Below are 17950 nucleotides of genomic sequence, written 5' to 3' on the forward strand. Positions count from 1 at the left end.
TCAGCCCTCCAGCAAGACGCCGGCGGTTTCACTCCAACTCAACCACACTTCGTCTTCCCAGGTGAAATTGCGCCGCGACAACCGCCGCGTGTTGGTTGTTTGCGCCTTTATGACCTGCCCGCCGGGCAATTCCACATGATAGGTCGAGATGTTGCCCAGATATGCGATATCTAGGATCGTGCCTTTCAGGGCGTTCACCCCGTTCTCGGGCTTCTCGGCGCTGATCACCACCTTCTCGGGCCGGATCGCCAGCGCACATGCTTGCCCGGCGGTGAATTTCCTCTCCGATTGCGCCGAAATCCCTGGCTGCGCTTCGGCGAAAGTCATTTCATAGAAACCCTCGCGCCGCGGCTGTGCGGTGCCCTCGATGATCGTCACGTCTCCGATGAAATCCGCCACATACACGGATTCGGGATCTTCGTAGATGCGCGCCGGGGTGTCGGCCTGAACGATGCGGCCGTGATCCATCACCGCCACGCGGCTGGCAACGGTCATCGCCTCTTCCTGGTCATGGGTGACGATCACGAAGGTCGTGCCGGTCTTTTCCTGGATGTCCATCAGCTCGAACTGCGTGTCCTGGCGCAGCTTGGCATCAAGCGCACCCATCGGTTCATCCAGAAGCAGCAGCTTGGGTGCCTTGGCAAGGCTTCGTGCCAGCGCCACGCGCTGCCGCTGTCCGCCGGAAATCTGGTGCGGCTTGCGCCGCGCGAATTTCTCCAGGCGGGTGAGCTTGAGCATCTCCTCGACCCGCGCCGCGATGGAATCCTTGTCCATCCTGTCGCGTTTCAGCCCGAAGGCGATGTTTTCCCACACGCTCAGATGCGGGAAAAGCGCATAGGACTGGAACATCATGTTGACCGCGCGCTTGTTGGGCGGAATCGGCGCGATGTCCTGGCCCGAAAGCTCGATCGTGCCCTCGGTCGGTGTCTCGAACCCCGCGAGCATGCGCATCATCGTCGTCTTGCCACAACCCGACGGACCCAGAAGCGCAAAGAATTCCTTTTCGTAGATATCAAGTGTCTGGTTGTCGATGGCGGTGAAATCACCGAAACGCTTGGTCACGTTTCGGAACCTGATCAGCGGCTCGGCATCAGGATCGTTCCACGGCTCGAATACGGTTTCCGGCATGCCTGCCCCCGGCTGAACGGAACAGGCCCGCGCGGAACGTGCCGCGCGGGCTGCGAATGGGCTCAGGTGCCCGACTTGATCTTGGTCCACATGCGCGTGACCGTCCTCTGCACCTTGGCCGGGTAGGGGCGGGTGGTGTAGAGATTCTCGAGCGTATCCTCGTCAGGATAGATCGCCGGATTGTCGATCACGTCGTCGATCAGGTACTGCTGCGAGGTCTTGTTGCCATTGGCGTAGTAGACGTAGTTCGACGCGGCCGCGATATTCTCGGGGTCGAGGATGAAGTTGAGGAACTCGTGAGCACCCTCCGGGTTGGGGGCGTCCACCGGAATCGCCATCATGTCAAACCACATCAGCGCGCCTTCCTTGGGCGCGTTGTAGGCGATATTGACCCCGTTATCGGCCTCTTCCGCGCGCCACCCCGCCTGAAGGATGTCACCCGACCAGCCGAAGGCGACACAGATATCGCCATTGGCCAGGGCGTTGATGTATTCCGAGCTGTGGAATTTCTGCACATAGGGACGAACCCCCGCCAGAACCTCCTCGGTCTTGGCGATCACGTCCGTGTCATGGCTGTCCGGGTTCTCGCCCAGATAGGCCAGCGCCGCGGGAATCAGCTCGACCGGCGCATCGAGGAATTGCACCCCGCATTCAGCCAGCTTTTCCATGTTCTCCGGCTCGAAGATCAGTGCCAGGGAGTTCATCGGCGCATCCTCGCCCAGCACCTCGGTCACCTTGTCGACATTCACCCCGATACCTGTGGTACCCCACATGTAATTGACCGCGTATTCATGCTCGGGATCGTAGGCGGCCGTGCGCTCGCGTACCACGTCCCAAAGATGCTTGGCATTGGGAAGCTTGTCATAATCCAGCTTCTGAAACGCCCCGGCGCTTATCTGCCGTTGCAGGAAGGTGCCCGACGGCACAACCACGTCATACCCGGAACCACCGGCCAGCATCTTGGTTTCCAGAACCTCGTTGCTGTCGAAGACATCATAGGTCAACTCCAGCCCGGTTTCCTCCTCGAACTTCTCCAGCAACGATTCATCTATGTAGTCGGACCAATTGTAGACCCGGACCTCCTCGGCGGCCGCCGCCGCGGCGCCCAGCCCGAAGATGGCCGTTGTCGTCAGAATCAGTTTCTTCATGTTTCTCTCCCGTTGGTTCGGCAAGTTTCTTGCTCCGTCGGCGAATTTGATCAAATAAATCCGCACTTGGCAATATGGTAATGCTTTCACGCAGTCGTTAAACTCGCAAGCACAGACATTTGCAAAAGGGGCCGGCGGACGATTTGATGGGGCATGCAGCTGAAAATCCGGGCGATGTGTCCGGCACCGGAACCAGGGCGCCGGCACATGAGCGGATCTACCGTCAATTGCGCGATCAGGTTCTTTATGGCGATCTGGCGCCGGGGCAGGCGGTGACAATCCAGGGGCTGAGCGATCGGCTCGGTGCCGGCATGACCCCGGTGCGCGAGGCGATCCGCCGCCTCATCTCGGAAGGGGCCCTGGAATTCCAGGGCAATCGGCGGGTTAGCGTACCACTTCTCGACGATGCGAGAATTTGTGAAATAATAATTGCTAGACAGTGGCTTGACCCACTTCTTGCTGAACGCTCGACAGCCCGCGCCGGCCCTGCGGACCTCGCCGAGCTGACCGGGCTTGACGATGCTCTGGATGACGCCATCCTGCAGGGCGACCTGCGCGCTTACCTTGAACTGAACTATCGCTTTCACAGACGGCTCTACCAGTTTGCCGAGGCACCGATCCTGGCCGATCTGGCCGATGGTCTCTGGTTGCGCTTCGGGCCGTCGCTCAGGGTGGTTTGCGGCCGCATGGGCACCCAGAACCTGCCCGACCGCCACAAGGAGATGCTCGCGGCCATGCGCGTCGGCGACGGGACGGCGGCGGCCCGTGCCATTCGCGAGGACGTGACACAGGGAATGGAACTGGTGCGGCGATCTCTGGAAGGGACGGCCGCTGCGGATTGATTCGATTGACAGCGGAAGATTTGATCATATTCTGATCCAAAGGCGCGGCACGCGCCATGCAACATCCGTCAAAGGCGCTGTCATGATCCAGATTTCCAACCACCTGCCGACCGGCGAGCTTCAGGCGCTCGATTCCGCCCACCACATGCACCCCTTCACGCACGGGGCCGATCTTGCCGCCAACGGGCCGCGCGTCATCACACGCGCCCGGGGCGTCACCCTGACAGACAGCGAAGGGCGCGACTATCTCGATGCGATGGCAGGCCTATGGTGCGTGAACATCGGCTACGGGCGCGACGAACTGGCCGATGCCGCCGCCCGGCAGATGCGCGAGCTGCCCTATTACAACACGTTCTTCCAGACCACCCACGTTCCCGCCATCGCCCTTGCCAATACACTGGCCGAACTTGCGCCGGGCGATCTGAACCACGTTTTCTTCGCCGGCTCGGGCTCCGAGGCCAACGATACCAATATCCGCATGGTGCGCACCTACTGGGCCCAGAAGGGCAAGCCGGACAAGAAAGTGATCATCGGCCGCCGCAACGGCTATCACGGCTCCAGTGTCGGCAGTGCCTCGCTTGGCGGGATGCGCGGCATGCACGCGCAAGGCGGATTGCCGATCCCCGATATCCACCACATCGATCAGCCGGACTGGTGGTCGGAAGGCGGCGAAACGTCCCCCGGGGAATTCGGCCTCGAACGCGCTCGCCAGCTTGAACGCGCCATCGCCGAGATCGGCGAGGACCGGGTTGCGGCCTTCATCGCGGAACCCGTTCAAGGCGCCGGCGGGGTGATCGTACCACCCGAAACATACTGGCCGGAAATTCAGCGCATCTGCGACGCGCACGACATCCTGCTCATCGCCGACGAGGTCATCTGCGGCTTCGGCCGCACCGGCAACTGGTTCGGTTCGCAAACCGTGGGCTGGCGTCCGCATATCATGACCGTAGCGAAGGGGCTTTCCTCGGGGTATGCACCGATCGGCGGCTCGATCGTCTGCGACGAGGTGGCGGAGGTTCTCGCACATTGCGAATTCAACCACGGGTACACCTATTCCGGCCACCCCGTCGCCTGCGCAGTGGCGCTGGAGAACCTTCGCATCCTTCGCGAAGAGGGAATCGTCGATCGGGTGGCCCGTGAAACGGCCCCTTATCTTGAAAAGGCCTGGACAGCACTGGCCGATCATCCGCTTGTTGGAGAAGCGCGACTTAAGGGAATGATGGGCTCTATCGCGCTGACACCCGACAAGACGCGTCGAGCGGCCTTTGCCGCTCCCGCGGGAAGCGCCGGGCTGATCTGCCGGGAAGCCTGCTTCGAGAACGGCCTGGTGATGCGGCATGTCGGCGACCGTATGATCATCTCGCCGCCGCTGGTCATCTCGCAAGCCGAGGTCGACACCCTGGCAGACCGCGCGGCCAAAGCCCTCGACATCGCCCATTCACGGCTTCGCGACGAAGGGTTGATGTCCGCGGGTTGAGGACCGCCGCCGGCCACTCGTCGTGCTTGATCCGGGGGCGCTGCCCCCGGACCCCCGGAGTATTTAGGGAAAGATGAAGGCATCTGCCCGTCTTCATCTTTCTTGCAATACTCCCGCCGGAGGCACCCGAGGCGGAGGCCGCAGGCCGACAACGAGACGGGACTGTGCGCGCCACTGGCGCGCTCCTTTCGCAGGATCCGGGCATTCACTCCGCAGGAACGGATCGTGCCTCGATTCCCAGCGGATAGTCGAGCTTGTCCAGCATCTCGACCGGGCAAACCTGAAGAAAATCCCCGCGCTCTGTCTCCCAGTGGCGAAGGATGTCGCGCGCCCGGCGGCTGCCGGTTTCATGCGCGTGACGTTCAATCAGCATCTTCAGTTCCGCTTCCCAATGCGGCTCGGTCACCGGACATGTGACCAGCGTTTCCATGTTCATCAGTCCACGCGCCCGTCCGTCGGGATCGTGCAGGTAGGCCATCCCGCCGGTCATGCCGGCACCGAAATTGGCGCCGACCCGTCCAAGGATCACTGCGACCCCGCCGGTCATGTATTCACATCCGTTCGAGCCACAGCCCTCGATCACCACATGGGCGCCGGAATTGCGAACCGCGAAGCGCTCGCCGGCGCGACCCGCGGCGAAGAGATGACCTGCGGTGGCGCCGTAGAGCACCGTGTTGCCGATGATCGTGTTCTCTCCGGCCTCCAGAGGACTTGCCATCGGCGGGCGGACCACGATCGTGCCTCCCGAGAGGCCCTTGCCGACGTAATCATTGGCGTCGCCGGACACCTCCAGCTTCAGCCCCGGTGCAGCGAAGGCTCCGAGGCTCTGTCCTGCGCTGCCCGACAGCTTCACCGTGAGATGGTCCGGCTGCAGGGCGTTTCGCATTCCGAAATTGCGGACGATATGGCTTGAGAGCCGGGTGCCGACCGTGCGGTGGGTGTTCTGTACAGCGTAGGACAGTTGCATCTTCTCGCCATCCTCGAGGAACCGCTGCGCGTCGCGCACGATCTCGGCATCAAGGGTGTCGGGCACCTCGTTGCGCGGGCGTTCACGGTCGTAGCGGAGGTTCTTGGCGCCATCCACCGTGATCAGCATCGGATTGAGGTCCAGATCATCAAGATGCGCGCTGCCGCGGCTGACCTGTGTCAGAAGGTCGGCCCGGCCGATCACTTCGTCGAGGCTGCGCGCGCCGATCTCCGCCAGAACCTCGCGCACCTCCTGGGCGTAGAAGGTGATCAGGTTCACCACCTTCTCCGCGTTCCCGGTGAACTTCTCGCGCAGGTGCTCGTCCTGGGTACATACCCCCACCGGGCAGGTGTTCGACTGGCATTGCCGCACCATAATGCAACCCATCGCGATCAGAGCCGCGGTTCCGATTCCGTACTCCTCGGCGCCCATCATCGCCGCCATGACGATGTCGCGCCCGGTACGCAGGCCGCCATCCGTCCGCAGGGTGATGCGAGACCGAAGGCTGTTCATGCTGAGCACCTGGTGCGCTTCCGTGAGGCCCATTTCCCAAGGCAGACCGGCATATTTGATCGAGGTGGCGGGCGAGGCCCCGGTGCCGCCGTTATGGCCGGATATCAGGATCACATCGGCCTTGGCCTTGGCCACGCCCGCGGCAATGGTCCCGACGCCGGATTGTGCCACCAGCTTGACAGTGACCTTCACCGCCGGGTTGATCTGCTTGAGATCATAGATCAGTTGCGCGAGGTCCTCGATGCTGTAGATGTCGTGATGCGGCGGCGGGCTGATCAGGGACACGCCGGGCGTGGAATGGCGCAGCCGGGCAATCAGCTTCGTGACCTTCATGCCGGGAAGCTGCCCGCCCTCGCCGGGCTTGGCGCCCTGGGCGACCTTGATTTCCAGTTCCTCGCACTGGTTGAGGTATTCCGCCGTGACCCCGAAACGGCCACTGGCGACCTGCTTGATCTTGGCCGAGGGGTTGTCACCATTGGGTTCGGGCACGAAATGTGCCGGATCCTCACCGCCTTCGCCGCTGTCCGAGCGGGCGCCGATGCGGTTCATCGCAACGTTCAGGGTCTTGTGCGCCTCGGGGCTCAGCGCGCCGAGGCTCATCCCCGGCGTGACGAAACGCTTTCGGATTGCGGTGACGCTTTCGACTTCCTCGATCGGCACCGAGTCACCCATCGGCTTGATCGCCATCAGATCGCGCAGGTGGATCGGCGGGCTTTTGCGCATCGCGTCCGAATAGCGCTTCCAGAGTTCGTAACTGGCCTTGTTGCAAGCCATTTGCATCATGTGCATGGTCTGTGCGCCCCATGCGTGGGTCTCGCCGGACTTGCGCGCCTTGTAGAATCCGCCGATGGGCAGGATGTCACGGCCACCCTGCCATGCCTCGGCGTGGATTTCCTCCAGCTTGGTCTGGATGCCGGAGATTCCGATGCCGGAAATCCGGCTGGTCAGGCCGGGAAAATACTCCGCGCACATCGCGCGGCCCAGGCCCACCGCCTCGAAGTTCAGCCCGCCGCGATATGACGAAACCACCGAAATCCCCATCTTGGACATGATCTTGAGCAGCCCCAGGTCGATCGCCTTGCGGTAGCGCGCCACCGCGTCGGTCAGGTTGCCCTCGATCAGGCCCCGCCCGATCCGATCGGCGATGGAATCCTCGGCGAGATAGGCGTTTACGACGGTCGCCCCGGCGCCCACCAGCACGGCAAAATAGTGCGGATCGATGCATTCGGCCGACCGCACGTTGATGGAACAGAAGGTGCGCAGACCCTTGCGCGTCAGGTGGCTGTGCACCGCGCTGGTCGCCAGGATCATCGGCATCGCCACGCGGTCAGGGCCGGATGTCTCGTCACCAAGCACCAGATGCCCGGCACCTGACCGCACGGCGTCCTCGGCCTCGGCGCGAATGCGCTCCAGCCCCGCACGCAGCGCGCCGCGCCCCGGCGCGAACGTGCAGTCGATCCGGGCAACCTCGGTATCCAGACCGGACAGGAGCGCGTCGAACTGCGCGTTGCCCACGAAGGGGCTGTCCAGTGTCAGGATCTCGGTCTGTGCACCGCTTTCATCCAGCACGTTCTTCAGGTTGCCGAACCGTGTCTTGAGGCTCATCACCCGGTACTCGCGCAGGCTGTCTATGGGCGGGTTGGTGACCTGGCTGAAGTTCTGCCGGAAGAAATGGCTCAGCGGCCGGTAGCGCTTGCTCAGCACCGCCGAGGGCGTATCGTCGCCCATGCTGCCGATCGCCTCCTTGCCGTCCTCGGCCATCGGCGCGAGGATCTGTTCCAGCTCCTCGATACTGTACCCGGCGGCGATCTGGCGCCGGCGCAGATCCTCGCCGCTGAAAATCGGCCTTTCGGTCACTCTCGAAAGCTCCGTGTCCAGATCCTTGATCTTGCCGACCCAGTCACCGAACGGCAGCGCCCGTGCCAACTTGTCCTTGATTTCGGTATCGTGGAACAGAAGGCCCTTCTTCATGTCCACTGCCAGCATCTGACCGGGTCCGAGCGCACCTTTTTCACGCACCCGCGCCTCATCCACCGGCACCATGCCCGTTTCCGACCCGGCGATCACCAGCCCGTCACCGGTGACGACATAGCGCATCGGCCGCAGACCATTGCGATCCAGCCCGGCACAGACCCACCGGCCATCCGTCATCGCGAGCGCCGCGGGACCGTCCCACGGTTCCATCACGGAATTGCAGTAGGAATACATGTCACGCCACGTCTGCGGCAGTTCCTCGGCCTGCTTGGACCAGCTTTCCGGCACCAGCATCGTCTTGGCCATCGGCGCGCTGCGTCCGGCGCGCACGAGAACCTCGAACACCGCATCAAGCGCGGCGCTGTCCGAAGATCCGCCCGAGACGATCGGCTTGATGTCCTCCGCCATCTCCCCGAACGCCGAGGAGGCCATCCTGATCTCGTGGCTCTTCAGCCAGTTCAGATTGCCCTTGAGGGTGTTGATCTCGCCGTTATGTGCCAGCATCCGGAACGGTTGCGCCAGCCACCATTGCGGAAAGGTGTTGGTGGAATACCGCTGATGATAGATCGCGAAAGCGGACTTGAACCGCTTGTCCTTGAGATCGGGGTAGAATTCGCTCACCTGCTCGGCAAGCATCATGCCCTTGTAGATGATGCTCCGGCAGCTCAGACTCGCGATATAAAGGCCGTTGACCCCGGCCGCCGCGGCGGCCTTCTCGATCCGGCGGCGGATCACGTACAGTTCGCGCTCGAAGGTTTCCTCGTCCAGGCCCTTGCCATCCGAGATCAGGATCTGCTCGATCTCGGGGCGGGTGGCGTTGGCCTTTTCGCCAAGGCAGGTCACATCCACCGGCACATGCCGCCAGCCATAGATCGAGTGCCCCATCCGCAGCACCTCGGACTCCACGATCGTGCGGCAGGTTTCCTGGGCGCCGAAATCCGTGCGCGGCAGAAAGACCTGCCCGACCGCGACAAGGCGATCCTCGCGCGGCTCGTGTCCGGTGCGCTTGATCTGGTCATAAAAGAACGGCACCGGGATCTGCACATGGATGCCCGCGCCGTCCCCGGTCTTGCCGTCGGCATCCACCGCGCCCCGATGCCAGATCGCCTTCAGCGCGCCGATACCGGCCTCGACGACCTTGCGCGAGGCACTGCCATCAACAGACACCACCAGGCCCACGCCACAAGAGGAATGCTCCTCCTCTTCCGAGTACATGCCGTGCCCGGCCAGCCATTTGCGCTTCGCATCCTGATCGGCGGCCCAGTCGAGATCCGGTTTCATCATCGCTCTTCACCCTTTCTTGGGTCTGTGGGTCAGGGGTGCTGCCCCGAATTTCATCTTGAAGGACGGAACGCCGACGTCCTGAACAAGAACCCTGTTCAAACTCTTCGAACTGTTCAAAACCTATTGCGCAGCGACGGATTGCGCGGCGTTCAGGTCATCCATCATGGCCGCCGCCGCATCGCGCCCGTCACGGATCGCCCAGACAACGAGCGAGGCACCGCGCACGATGTCTCCCACCGCGTACACCCCCGGCATCGAAGTGCGGCCGGATGTGAACTCGGCCTTGATCGTGCCCCAGCGTGTGACTTCCAAATCCTTTTGATTCCAGAGGGCCGGAAGATCCTCCGCTTCGAAACCGAGCGCCTTGATCACCAGGTCCGCCGGTTCGTCATGCTCTGCGCCTTCGATCTCCTCGGGCGCGCGGCGTCCGGTGGCATCCGGCGGGCCAAGGCGCATTTGCTGCACACGGACTGCGGAAACCGGATCACCCATGAAGGATTTCGGGGCGCTGAGCCATTCAAAAACAACACCTTCCTCTTCGGCATTGGCCACTTCACGTTGGCTGCCCGGCATGTTGTCCCGGTCCCTGCGATACAAGCACTTGACCGAAGTCGCACCCTGTCGCACGGCCGTGCGCACACAATCCATAGCCGTGTCGCCACCACCGACCACGACAACTCGTTTGCCAGCCGCGTTCAACTCGCCGGACTCGAATTCGGGCACGATGTCACCAAACCCGATCCGGTTGGATGCCGTCAGATAATCTATCGCACGCACGATCCCCTGCGCCCCGGCGCCCGGACCGGGCAGGTCTCGCGACTTGTAAACCCCGGTGGCGATCAACAAGGCATTGTGTTTGCTGTGAATCTCCTCGAATGACAGGTCTTGGCCGATATCGCAGTTCAGCCGGAACTCGACCCCGGCCTGTGCCAGTTGGTCCATCCGGCGCATCACCACGTCCTTTTCCAGCTTGAAACCGGGAATCCCGTAGGTCATCAATCCGCCGCCCCGGTCGTAACGGTCATAGACAGTCACTTTCACACCCTCGCGCCGCAAAATGTCAGCCGCCGCCAGGCCACCCGGCCCGGCGCCAATTATCCCAACGGATTCAGGGCGTTCCTGCCGCGGCATGATCGCTTCGACCCAACCTTCTTCCCACGCCGTGTCGGTGATATATTTTTCGACAGCGCCGATCGTGACAGTGCCGTGTCCCGACATCTCGATCACGCAGTTGCCCTCGCACAGACGATCCTGCGGACAGATCCGCCCACAGATTTCGGGAAATGTGTTGGTTTCCTGGCTAAGCTCGTATGCCTCGCGCAAGCGCCCCTCTGCCGTCAGCCGAAGCCAGTCGGGAATATTGTTGTGCAACGGGCAATGTGACTGGCAATAAGGTACACCGCACTGGCTGCACCGTCCGGCCTGTTCCCGGGCCTTGGCATCGGCATACTCCGCATAGATTTCGTGAAAGTCCTTGTTGCGGCTCTCGGCCGCCCGCTTGTCGGGCATCACCCGCTCGACCGTCACAAATTTCAGCATTGGTTGCTTTGACACGGCGCCTCTCCGTTCACCATTGAAGCACCATGTGTACGGCATGTGGCACAGCATGAAAAGTCAGCTTTACTGTCTTATTAATAGAATTTTTGCTTCAGCTGGAACCAAACCCACAAAGGATCTCGTATTTTATGTCCGTTTCGGACCTTTTTATGCGCTTCCCTGTGATTTCCAATGGTTTATAGGTGAGGAAATGCTCAAACCCGGAGCCGCCGGATGACGCTCTTGCATCTGATTCTCGTTGCCATGATCCAGGGCGTGACTGAATTCCTGCCGGTCTCGTCCTCGGGGCACCTGATTCTCCTGCCTTCCTTGACCGGTCTTCACGATCAGGGACAGGCGGTGGATGTCGCCGTTCATGTGGGCACCCTGCTTGCGGTCATCCTGTATTTCCTTTCAGATGTCCGGCTGGCGCTCGGCGGATTTCACCGCCTGGTGCGTGGCCGGGTCGATACGCCCGGCGCACGCCTTGCTTTGCTGCTCGTCATCGCGTCCATGCCGGTGGTCATTCTGGGTCTGATACTGCATGTCATCGGCCTGGACGAGGCGATGCGCTCTCCGATCGTGATCGGCTGGACAATGCTGGTATTCGGCGTCGTGCTCTGGTGGGCGGATCAGCGCGGCTCAAGCCACCTTACCCAGGAAAACTGGACAATGCGCCACGCCATCATCATCGGCCTCTGGCAGGCGCTTGCCCTTATACCCGGCACCTCGCGATCGGGCATCACGATCAGCGGGGCACGCATGCTGGGATACGCCCGTCATGAATCGGCACGATTTGCAATGCTGATGTCGATACCCGCGATCGCGGCCAGCGGCGCACTCCTGGGCGGGGAGGTCATCATCGGGGTAGAGAGCGTAGATATGCGGAGCTGTCTGATTGCCGCGGTCTTCGCCTTCGTGGCGGCGCTTCTTGCGCTTGCGCTGATGATGCGTCTCCTGCACCACGTCAGCTTCACACCCTACGTCATTTACCGGATCATCCTGGGCATCGCCCTGCTGATCCTTGCCTATGGCGGGCAGTTAGCCTGACCGAAGCTTGTCGGCCGATTCCTGTATCGCCGCGTATTGCCCCGAGGGGCGGAAACGCCACAGGTAATCGGGCAAAACCGCCTCGAGAGAGGTCGGCTCGATTCCCAGTTCGGCAAACCCCTTCGCATCCGCACTCACAACGTTGTCATGCCTGAGGCTGCGAACCTGATCGCGGGTGATCTGCGGCGGGATCAGCCCAAGTGAAAGCGTCTGGCCCAATTCCATGACCCATGCCATGGCAGAAGCCGCCCAGAACGGGATATTCATGATCAGCCGCCGCCGCCTGATGACCTGGAGCATATGCCGCATCAGGTCACGGAATGTGGTGACGTCCGGACCACCCAGCTCGTAAACACCCGGTGCGGCCCGGCCTTCCACACCCAGAGCCGCCGCAGCGGCAACGTCATCCACGTAAACAGGTTGAAACCGCGTTCCGCCCCCGACAACCGGCAGGACCGGGCCGAGGCGCGTCATCGCGGCGAACCGGTTGAAGAAGGCATCTTCGGGGCCGAAAATGACTGAAGGTCGCAGGATCACGGCCTGCGGGAAATGCCCGGTAATCGCCGCCTCGCCCTGCGCCTTGGTACGGGCGTAGATGCTTTCGGAGTCTCCGTCGGCACCAATGGCCGAAATGTGCACCATCCTCTCCACGCCCTCTTCGGCGGCCAGGCGCGCGATGCGTTCCGCGCCCTCGTGCTGGACTGCATCGAAATTGTTTCGACCTTTCCGATCGAACGTTCCAACGCAATTCACAACCGCATCGGCCCCCTTCATCACGGCCCGGACACTCGCGTCATCACGGATATTGCAAAATACCGGCTCCACTTGTCCGACCACGCCATAAGGCTTCACGTGCATCGCCTCGTTGGGGCGTCTGACCGCCACGCGTATGCGCCATCCCGCCTGCGCGAGGCGCCGAGCGATGTAGCGTCCGACAAATCCTGATCCGCCATAGATCGTGACAAGCTTGGACATTGGCTGTCTCCGGGCAAATTATTTACACTCGAGTCCTATCCTTCCGGGCCGGTTTGGACAAGGCGCTTTGGCAAGCCGCATGGTTGCGAAAAACGACGTTGACACCTTCCGGACGCGGAGATACATGCCTGCTTCACGACACCGGCCCAGGTGGCGGAATTGGTAGACGCGCTAGCTTCAGGTGCTAGTGTCCGTATGGACGTGGAGGTTCGAGTCCTCTCCTGGGCACCATTTCCCTTCAAGATCAACGGATCCCGGCTGTTGGTCAGTCACGTTTCAGGCCATCCCGAACGCGGGAACCGGCAGAGTGATTGGCGCCTGAGGTACATCAGCGACATGACCGGATCGCAGGTGCCACATCCCAAGCGAGCCATTCCTCCGCCACGCCCTTTCACATCTGCACGGAACGCCATTGCCTTCCGGGTCAAGTGACAGGTAGCTTGCATGAGGCAGATCCCCGCCCAGGAGCCGCACATGCATGATGGTCCATCCCGTATCGCGGAGCCCGACGGCACGCGGTTCACCACGATCGCCCGGTTCGCGCTGAACCCCGAGCTTGAGGTTCCGGAAACTGCGCTGCGTTTCGCTGCGCGCCTGCTGATTGACACGATCGGTGTGGCCGCGGGTGCGGCAACTCTGCAGCCGGGAACGATAGCCCGAGACTTCGCGATCGATTTCCATGCTGCGGGATCGCAGGACACCGCCGCCCGTATGCTGTTCGACGGCCGCCGCGTCAGCGTGCCGGGCGCGGCATGGGCCCTTGCCACTCAAATCGACAATCTTGACGGTCACGACGGGCTGAACCGCACCAAGGGCCATATCGGTTGCGCCGTCGTGCCGGCTCTTTTCGCTTTTGCCGAAAGGCATCCGGAGCTCGAGGCACGCACCGCGCTGAAGGCGCTGGCCATGGCTTACGAGGTGGCTGCCCGTGCCGGAATTTCGCTGCATGCCACGGTTTCCGATTACCACACATCGGGCGCCTGGAACGCGCTTGGCGTTGCCGCTCTCGGGTGTCGGATGGAAAGAGCGGATGCCGCAATCCTGCGTCATGCTCTCGGAATCGCCGAATATCACGGCCCGCGCAGCCAGATGATGCGCGAAATCGACAATCCCACAATGTTGCATGACGGGTCCGGCATGGGCGCGCTGGTTGGCGCTTCGGCCACGTTGATGGCCATGCGGGGATTCACCGGTGCGCCGGCAATCACTGTGGAGGCCGACGATGTCGCGGATGTCTGGGCCGATCTGGGGCGCGAATGGACGATTGAAAGCAACTACATCAAGCCTTACCCGATCTGCCGCTGGGCGCATGCCGCCTGCGACGCCTTGCACAGGATTGTTCAGGAACAGGGCATACGCCCGAATGACGTCGACAGGATCGAAGTGCGCACCTTCACGGAATCCGCGCGTCTTTTCTCCGGGGCGCCACGGACGACTTCACAGGCGCAATACAGCCTCGGCTTCGCCCTTGCCACAATGCTGGAACATGGCCGGATCACCCCGCACGCCATCTCGGGCGAGCGGTTGCGCGATCCGGATGTCCTTGCGTGGCTGCCACGCATCACCGTCACCGAGGATGCACATCATTCCGCCCGTTTCCCCGAGGGGCGCTGGTCCGACATCACCGTCATCCTGCGGGACGGCCGTCAGGTTCACTCCGGAGATGTCCAGGCGCGTGGCGGCCCCGAGGAGCCGATGAGCGACAGCGAATTGCGGGAAAAGTTCGAGTCCATGACAGCGCGGGTAATGCCAAGAGCCCGACGCGATGCGATCTGGGCGATGCTTGAAGAGCTGTGCGAGCCCGGCACACGGTTTTCAGCCCTGGCTGAACTGGTTTACCCCGAAGTGGAGGCGCAATGACAGGCGAGACCCCGAAAATCCTAATCCACTCCAGCGAGCCCGGCCCGCTTCTGGCCCGGATGCAGGATGTGGCCCCGGACGCGACCGTCGAAGCCAGCGACAAGTACGATGGCCTGGACACACTTGTCGGGTCCTTCAGGCCCGACGTGGTTTATTCGATCTGTTTCGCGGGGCGCGCGGGTTTTCCGCGCGAGGCATTACTGGGTGAGGACGGCCCCGAGTGGATTTCCGTGGGCGGGTCGGGCGCCGATCACCTGACGCCGTGGAACCCCGAGCGTGTCACGGTAACCAATTCTGCCGGTGTCGCGTCGGCCATGATGGCCGAATATACTTTCGGCGCCCTTTTGCATTTCACCCTTGATATCGACGGGCTGGCTGCCGATCGCTCTGCGCGGCACTGGGACGGCGAACGTCTCATGAGCCCCTTGAAGGGCAAGACCCTGCTGATCGTCGGCCTTGGCAACACCGGACAAGCCATTGCCGCACGTGCCCGGGCCTTCGGCTTGCATGTTCTGGGCACGCGTGCGCGCCCCGCCCCGATGGAGAATGTCGACGAGGTGCATGCCGCCGACGCCCTGCCCGATCTTTGGGGGCGCGCGGATTTCATCGCCGTCTGCACGCCACTTCTGCCGTCGACACGTCATCTGGTCGATGCGCGGGCCTTCGGGGCCATGAAACCCGATGCGCTTCTTGTCGATGTCTCGCGCGGCGGTGTCGTGCAGCCCGACGCGCTGATCGACGCGATGCGCAACCGGGTCATCGCCGGAGCCGCGCTCGATGTCTTCGAGACCGAGCCACTGCCGACCGACAGCCCCCTCTGGGAATTGGATAACACGATCATCTCGCCACATTGCTCGGCCGTGTTCGAGGGTTGGAAAATGGCCTCGTTCGAGCTCTTCCTCGAGAACCTTGCCCGTTGGCAAGCGGGTGAAACCCTTGTCAATATCGTCGATCCCGAACGCGGCTACTGATCAACCAGGAAGGACCACCGCATGCCCACGAAACGGTTCCGCGGGATCGTGACCCCCGTGCTCACACCTTACAATCACGACATGACCATCGCGTCCGACCTCTACCTCGAACATGCCGGACAGTGTCTGGCCGATGGCGCGCACTACCTCTCACCGTTCGGCACCACCGGCGAAGCAGTGAGCAACACCTCGCGCGAGCGCATGGAGATTCTGGAACGGCTGGTCACCTCGGGCATTGCGCAGCCGGACCAACTGATGCCGGGCACCGGGCTCTGCGCGCTTGCGGACACCGAAACGCTTGTGCGCCACGCCGTTGATCTTGGATGTGCGGCCGTGATGACACTGCCGCCGTTCTTCTACGTCAATGCCCGGGACGAGGGGCTTTACCGCTATTTCAGCACGCTGATAGACCGCGTGGGCTCGGACGCGCTGCGCATCTGCTTGTACCACATTCCGCAAATGGCAGGAGTCGGAATTTCGCCGGCTCTCGCGGCGCGGCTGAACACGGCGTTTCCCGAGATCGTGGTGGCCTACAAGGACAGTTCGGGAGACTGGGAAAACACGCGCGCGGTGATCGACGCGGCCCCCGGCATTTCGGTGTTTCCCGGCTCCGAGAGCTTCCTGCTGAAAGGGGTGGAGGCAGGCGCGGGCGGCTGTATTTCGGCAAGTTGCAATTCCAATGCCGGTGCGATCCGAAAGCTCTATGATCTCGCCCTCGCCGACAAGACGATCGAGGCGCAGGCGCTTGAGGCAGCCGTCAATCGTCATCGCACGGCGATTCAGGACGCCGGTCTTATTCCGGGGCTCAAATCTCTGAAAGCCCATCAGAGCGGTGATGAACGGTGGCTCAACCTGAGACCGCCTTTGGAACCGGCCGATCCGGCCCTCGGGCCTGACCTGGACAAGACGGTGATCCACGGCTGAACGATCAGGCTGCGGCGAGGTGCCGGCGCGTGGTGCGCAGCAGGATCAGGACCATGATACCGATATTCAGGAAGTTCCAGGCGATTCCATTTATGAAAGCCATCCTGTAACTGCCGGTCACATCGTATATCCAGCCCGACATCCAGCCACCTATTGCCATCCCGAAGATCGTTGCCATCAGCACGAAACCGACCCGCCGCCCGGCCTCCTTGCTGGGCATGTATTCGCGCACCACGAGCGCGTAACTGGGCACTATCCCGCCCTGCGCCAGACCGAATACCGCGCTGACCATGTACAGCGAAACAAGCCCTCCCGCCGGCAGGTAGAGAAAGAGCGCCAGGCACTGTAGCGCCGACCCGATCAAAAGGGTGCGCACTCCGCCCAGACGATCCGCGACAAGCCCCGAAATCAGCCGCGAGACGACACCGCCCAGAAGCATCAGGGAAAGCATCTGCCCGCCGACGGCCGGACCATAGCCGAGATCGACGCAAAAACTCACGATATGAACCTGCGGCATCGACATCGCGATGCAGCAGCCGATGCCGGCCAGTCCGAGCATCAGTTGCAGCGTCCGGGGCGGGATTCCGGAGGCGTTGGCACGCTGGCTGGATATCGTATCCGCATGGGCAGTCGCCCCCAGTGGCACCCGCCGCCGCAAAAACAATGACAGCGGGATCACCAGCGCCACCGTGACACACGCGAGCACAAGATAGACCCCGCGCCAGCCGTGTTCGGCCAGAACGCCACCAAGAACGACAGGCCAGAACGCGCCGGACAAGTAGTTGCCACTTGCGGTTATCGCCACGGCGATACCGCGGCGGCGCAGGAACCAGAGCGATATATCGGCGATAAGGGGTCCGAAACTGGCGGCGGTGCCGAAACCGATGATGAGTTGAAGCACCGAAAGGATCATCACCGACGGACTCAGCGCAGCCAGCCCCATGCCGCCGCCGATCAGGACGGCCGCAAGGCTCAGCGCCACGGTGATCCCGAACCGGTCCACGATCCGTCCGATGGCCAGATTTCCAAACGCGAAGCCCACCATCGTCAGGGTATACGGCAGCGCCGCATCGGCGCGGTCTATGGCGAATTCCGCCTGCATGTCAGGCATCACCACGACGATCGCCCACATGCCGACATTGCCGATCGTCGCGATCAGAAGGCACACCCCGAGGCGGAGCCAGGAATAGCGGCTGTCAAGGATATCGACATCTGTCGTCACGGCAATTCCAGGGCCGGCCGCACGCGCTGCAGGGCGGCCCCCGGCTCCCCATGCACGTGCGTGTCATTGCATCCGTTCA

The 17950-nt window shown here is 62.4% G+C and carries 12 protein-coding genes and 1 tRNA gene; 7 read left to right on the top strand and 6 right to left on the bottom strand.

Features of this window, described 5'->3' with window-relative positions:
- Entirely contained in the window at window positions 1-1128 is a 1128-nt protein-coding gene (locus DQW77_RS00680) for an ABC transporter ATP-binding protein (RefSeq protein ID WP_113256240.1), read from the bottom strand.
- A 62-nt stretch (window positions 1129-1190) separates the two neighbouring features.
- Window positions 1191-2276 (bottom strand): polyamine ABC transporter substrate-binding protein, encoded by a 1086-nt coding sequence (locus tag DQW77_RS00685; RefSeq protein WP_113256241.1) that lies wholly within the window; start codon window positions 2274-2276, stop codon window positions 1191-1193.
- 146 nt (window positions 2277-2422) lie between these two features.
- Between DQW77_RS00685 and DQW77_RS00690 the strand changes: the two genes are divergently transcribed.
- Window positions 2423-3118 (top strand): GntR family transcriptional regulator, encoded by a 696-nt coding sequence (locus tag DQW77_RS00690; RefSeq protein WP_113256372.1) that lies wholly within the window; start codon window positions 2423-2425, stop codon window positions 3116-3118.
- Window positions 3119-3200: 82 nt separating this feature from the next.
- The gene (locus tag DQW77_RS00695; protein ID WP_113256242.1) at window positions 3201-4595 is read left to right on the top strand and encodes an aspartate aminotransferase family protein; all 1395 of its coding nucleotides are present in this window, start codon (window positions 3201-3203) and stop codon (window positions 4593-4595) included.
- A 205-nt stretch (window positions 4596-4800) separates the two neighbouring features.
- Here the strand turns inward: DQW77_RS00695 and gltB are convergent, their stop codons facing one another.
- Together gltB and DQW77_RS00705 are read right to left on the bottom strand one after the other, a co-directional pair.
- On the bottom strand, window positions 4801-9333 hold the full coding sequence (gene gltB, locus DQW77_RS00700) for a glutamate synthase large subunit (protein ID WP_113256243.1): 4533 nt from the start codon (window positions 9331-9333) through the stop codon (window positions 4801-4803).
- Window positions 9334-9453: 120 nt separating this feature from the next.
- Entirely contained in the window at window positions 9454-10887 is a 1434-nt protein-coding gene (locus DQW77_RS00705) for an NAD(P)-dependent oxidoreductase (RefSeq protein ID WP_181711165.1), read from the bottom strand.
- 216 nt (window positions 10888-11103) lie between these two features.
- Between DQW77_RS00705 and DQW77_RS00710 the strand changes: the two genes are divergently transcribed.
- Window positions 11104-11919: an undecaprenyl-diphosphate phosphatase gene (locus tag DQW77_RS00710; protein WP_113256245.1), complete on the top strand. Its 816-nt coding sequence runs from the start codon at window positions 11104-11106 to the stop codon at window positions 11917-11919.
- Here the strand turns inward: DQW77_RS00710 and DQW77_RS00715 are convergent.
- Entirely contained in the window at window positions 11911-12894 is a 984-nt protein-coding gene (locus DQW77_RS00715) for a complex I NDUFA9 subunit family protein (protein ID WP_113256246.1), read from the bottom strand. The genes DQW77_RS00710 and DQW77_RS00715 overlap by 9 nt on opposite strands.
- Window positions 12895-13038: 144 nt before the next feature.
- Between DQW77_RS00715 and DQW77_RS00720 the strand changes: the two genes are divergently transcribed.
- The 4 genes from DQW77_RS00720 (at window position 13039) to DQW77_RS00735 (ending at window position 16649) form a co-directional block, all read left to right on the top strand.
- A tRNA-Leu gene (locus tag DQW77_RS00720) sits at window positions 13039-13125 on the top strand.
- 213 nt (window positions 13126-13338) lie between these two features.
- Window positions 13339-14754: an MmgE/PrpD family protein gene (locus tag DQW77_RS00725; RefSeq protein WP_258523624.1), complete on the top strand. Its 1416-nt coding sequence runs from the start codon at window positions 13339-13341 to the stop codon at window positions 14752-14754.
- The gene (locus DQW77_RS00730; RefSeq protein ID WP_113256247.1) at window positions 14751-15725 is read left to right on the top strand and encodes a D-2-hydroxyacid dehydrogenase; all 975 of its coding nucleotides are present in this window, start codon (window positions 14751-14753) and stop codon (window positions 15723-15725) included. The genes DQW77_RS00725 and DQW77_RS00730 overlap by 4 nt, the downstream gene beginning before the upstream one ends.
- A 21-nt stretch (window positions 15726-15746) precedes the next feature.
- A complete protein-coding gene (locus DQW77_RS00735) occupies window positions 15747-16649 on the top strand; it encodes a dihydrodipicolinate synthase family protein (protein WP_113256248.1) in 903 nt (300 codons plus the stop codon).
- A 4-nt stretch (window positions 16650-16653) separates the two neighbouring features.
- Here the strand turns inward: DQW77_RS00735 and DQW77_RS00740 are convergent, their stop codons facing one another.
- Complete coding sequence (locus DQW77_RS00740) at window positions 16654-17871, bottom strand: MFS transporter (protein WP_113256249.1); 1218 nt, start codon at window positions 17869-17871, stop codon at window positions 16654-16656.
- Window positions 17872-17950 lie beyond the last annotated feature (79 nt).

The sequence above is a fragment of the Roseovarius sp. TE539 genome (assembly GCF_003298505.1).
Classification (GTDB): Bacteria; Pseudomonadota; Alphaproteobacteria; order Rhodobacterales; family Rhodobacteraceae; genus Roseovarius.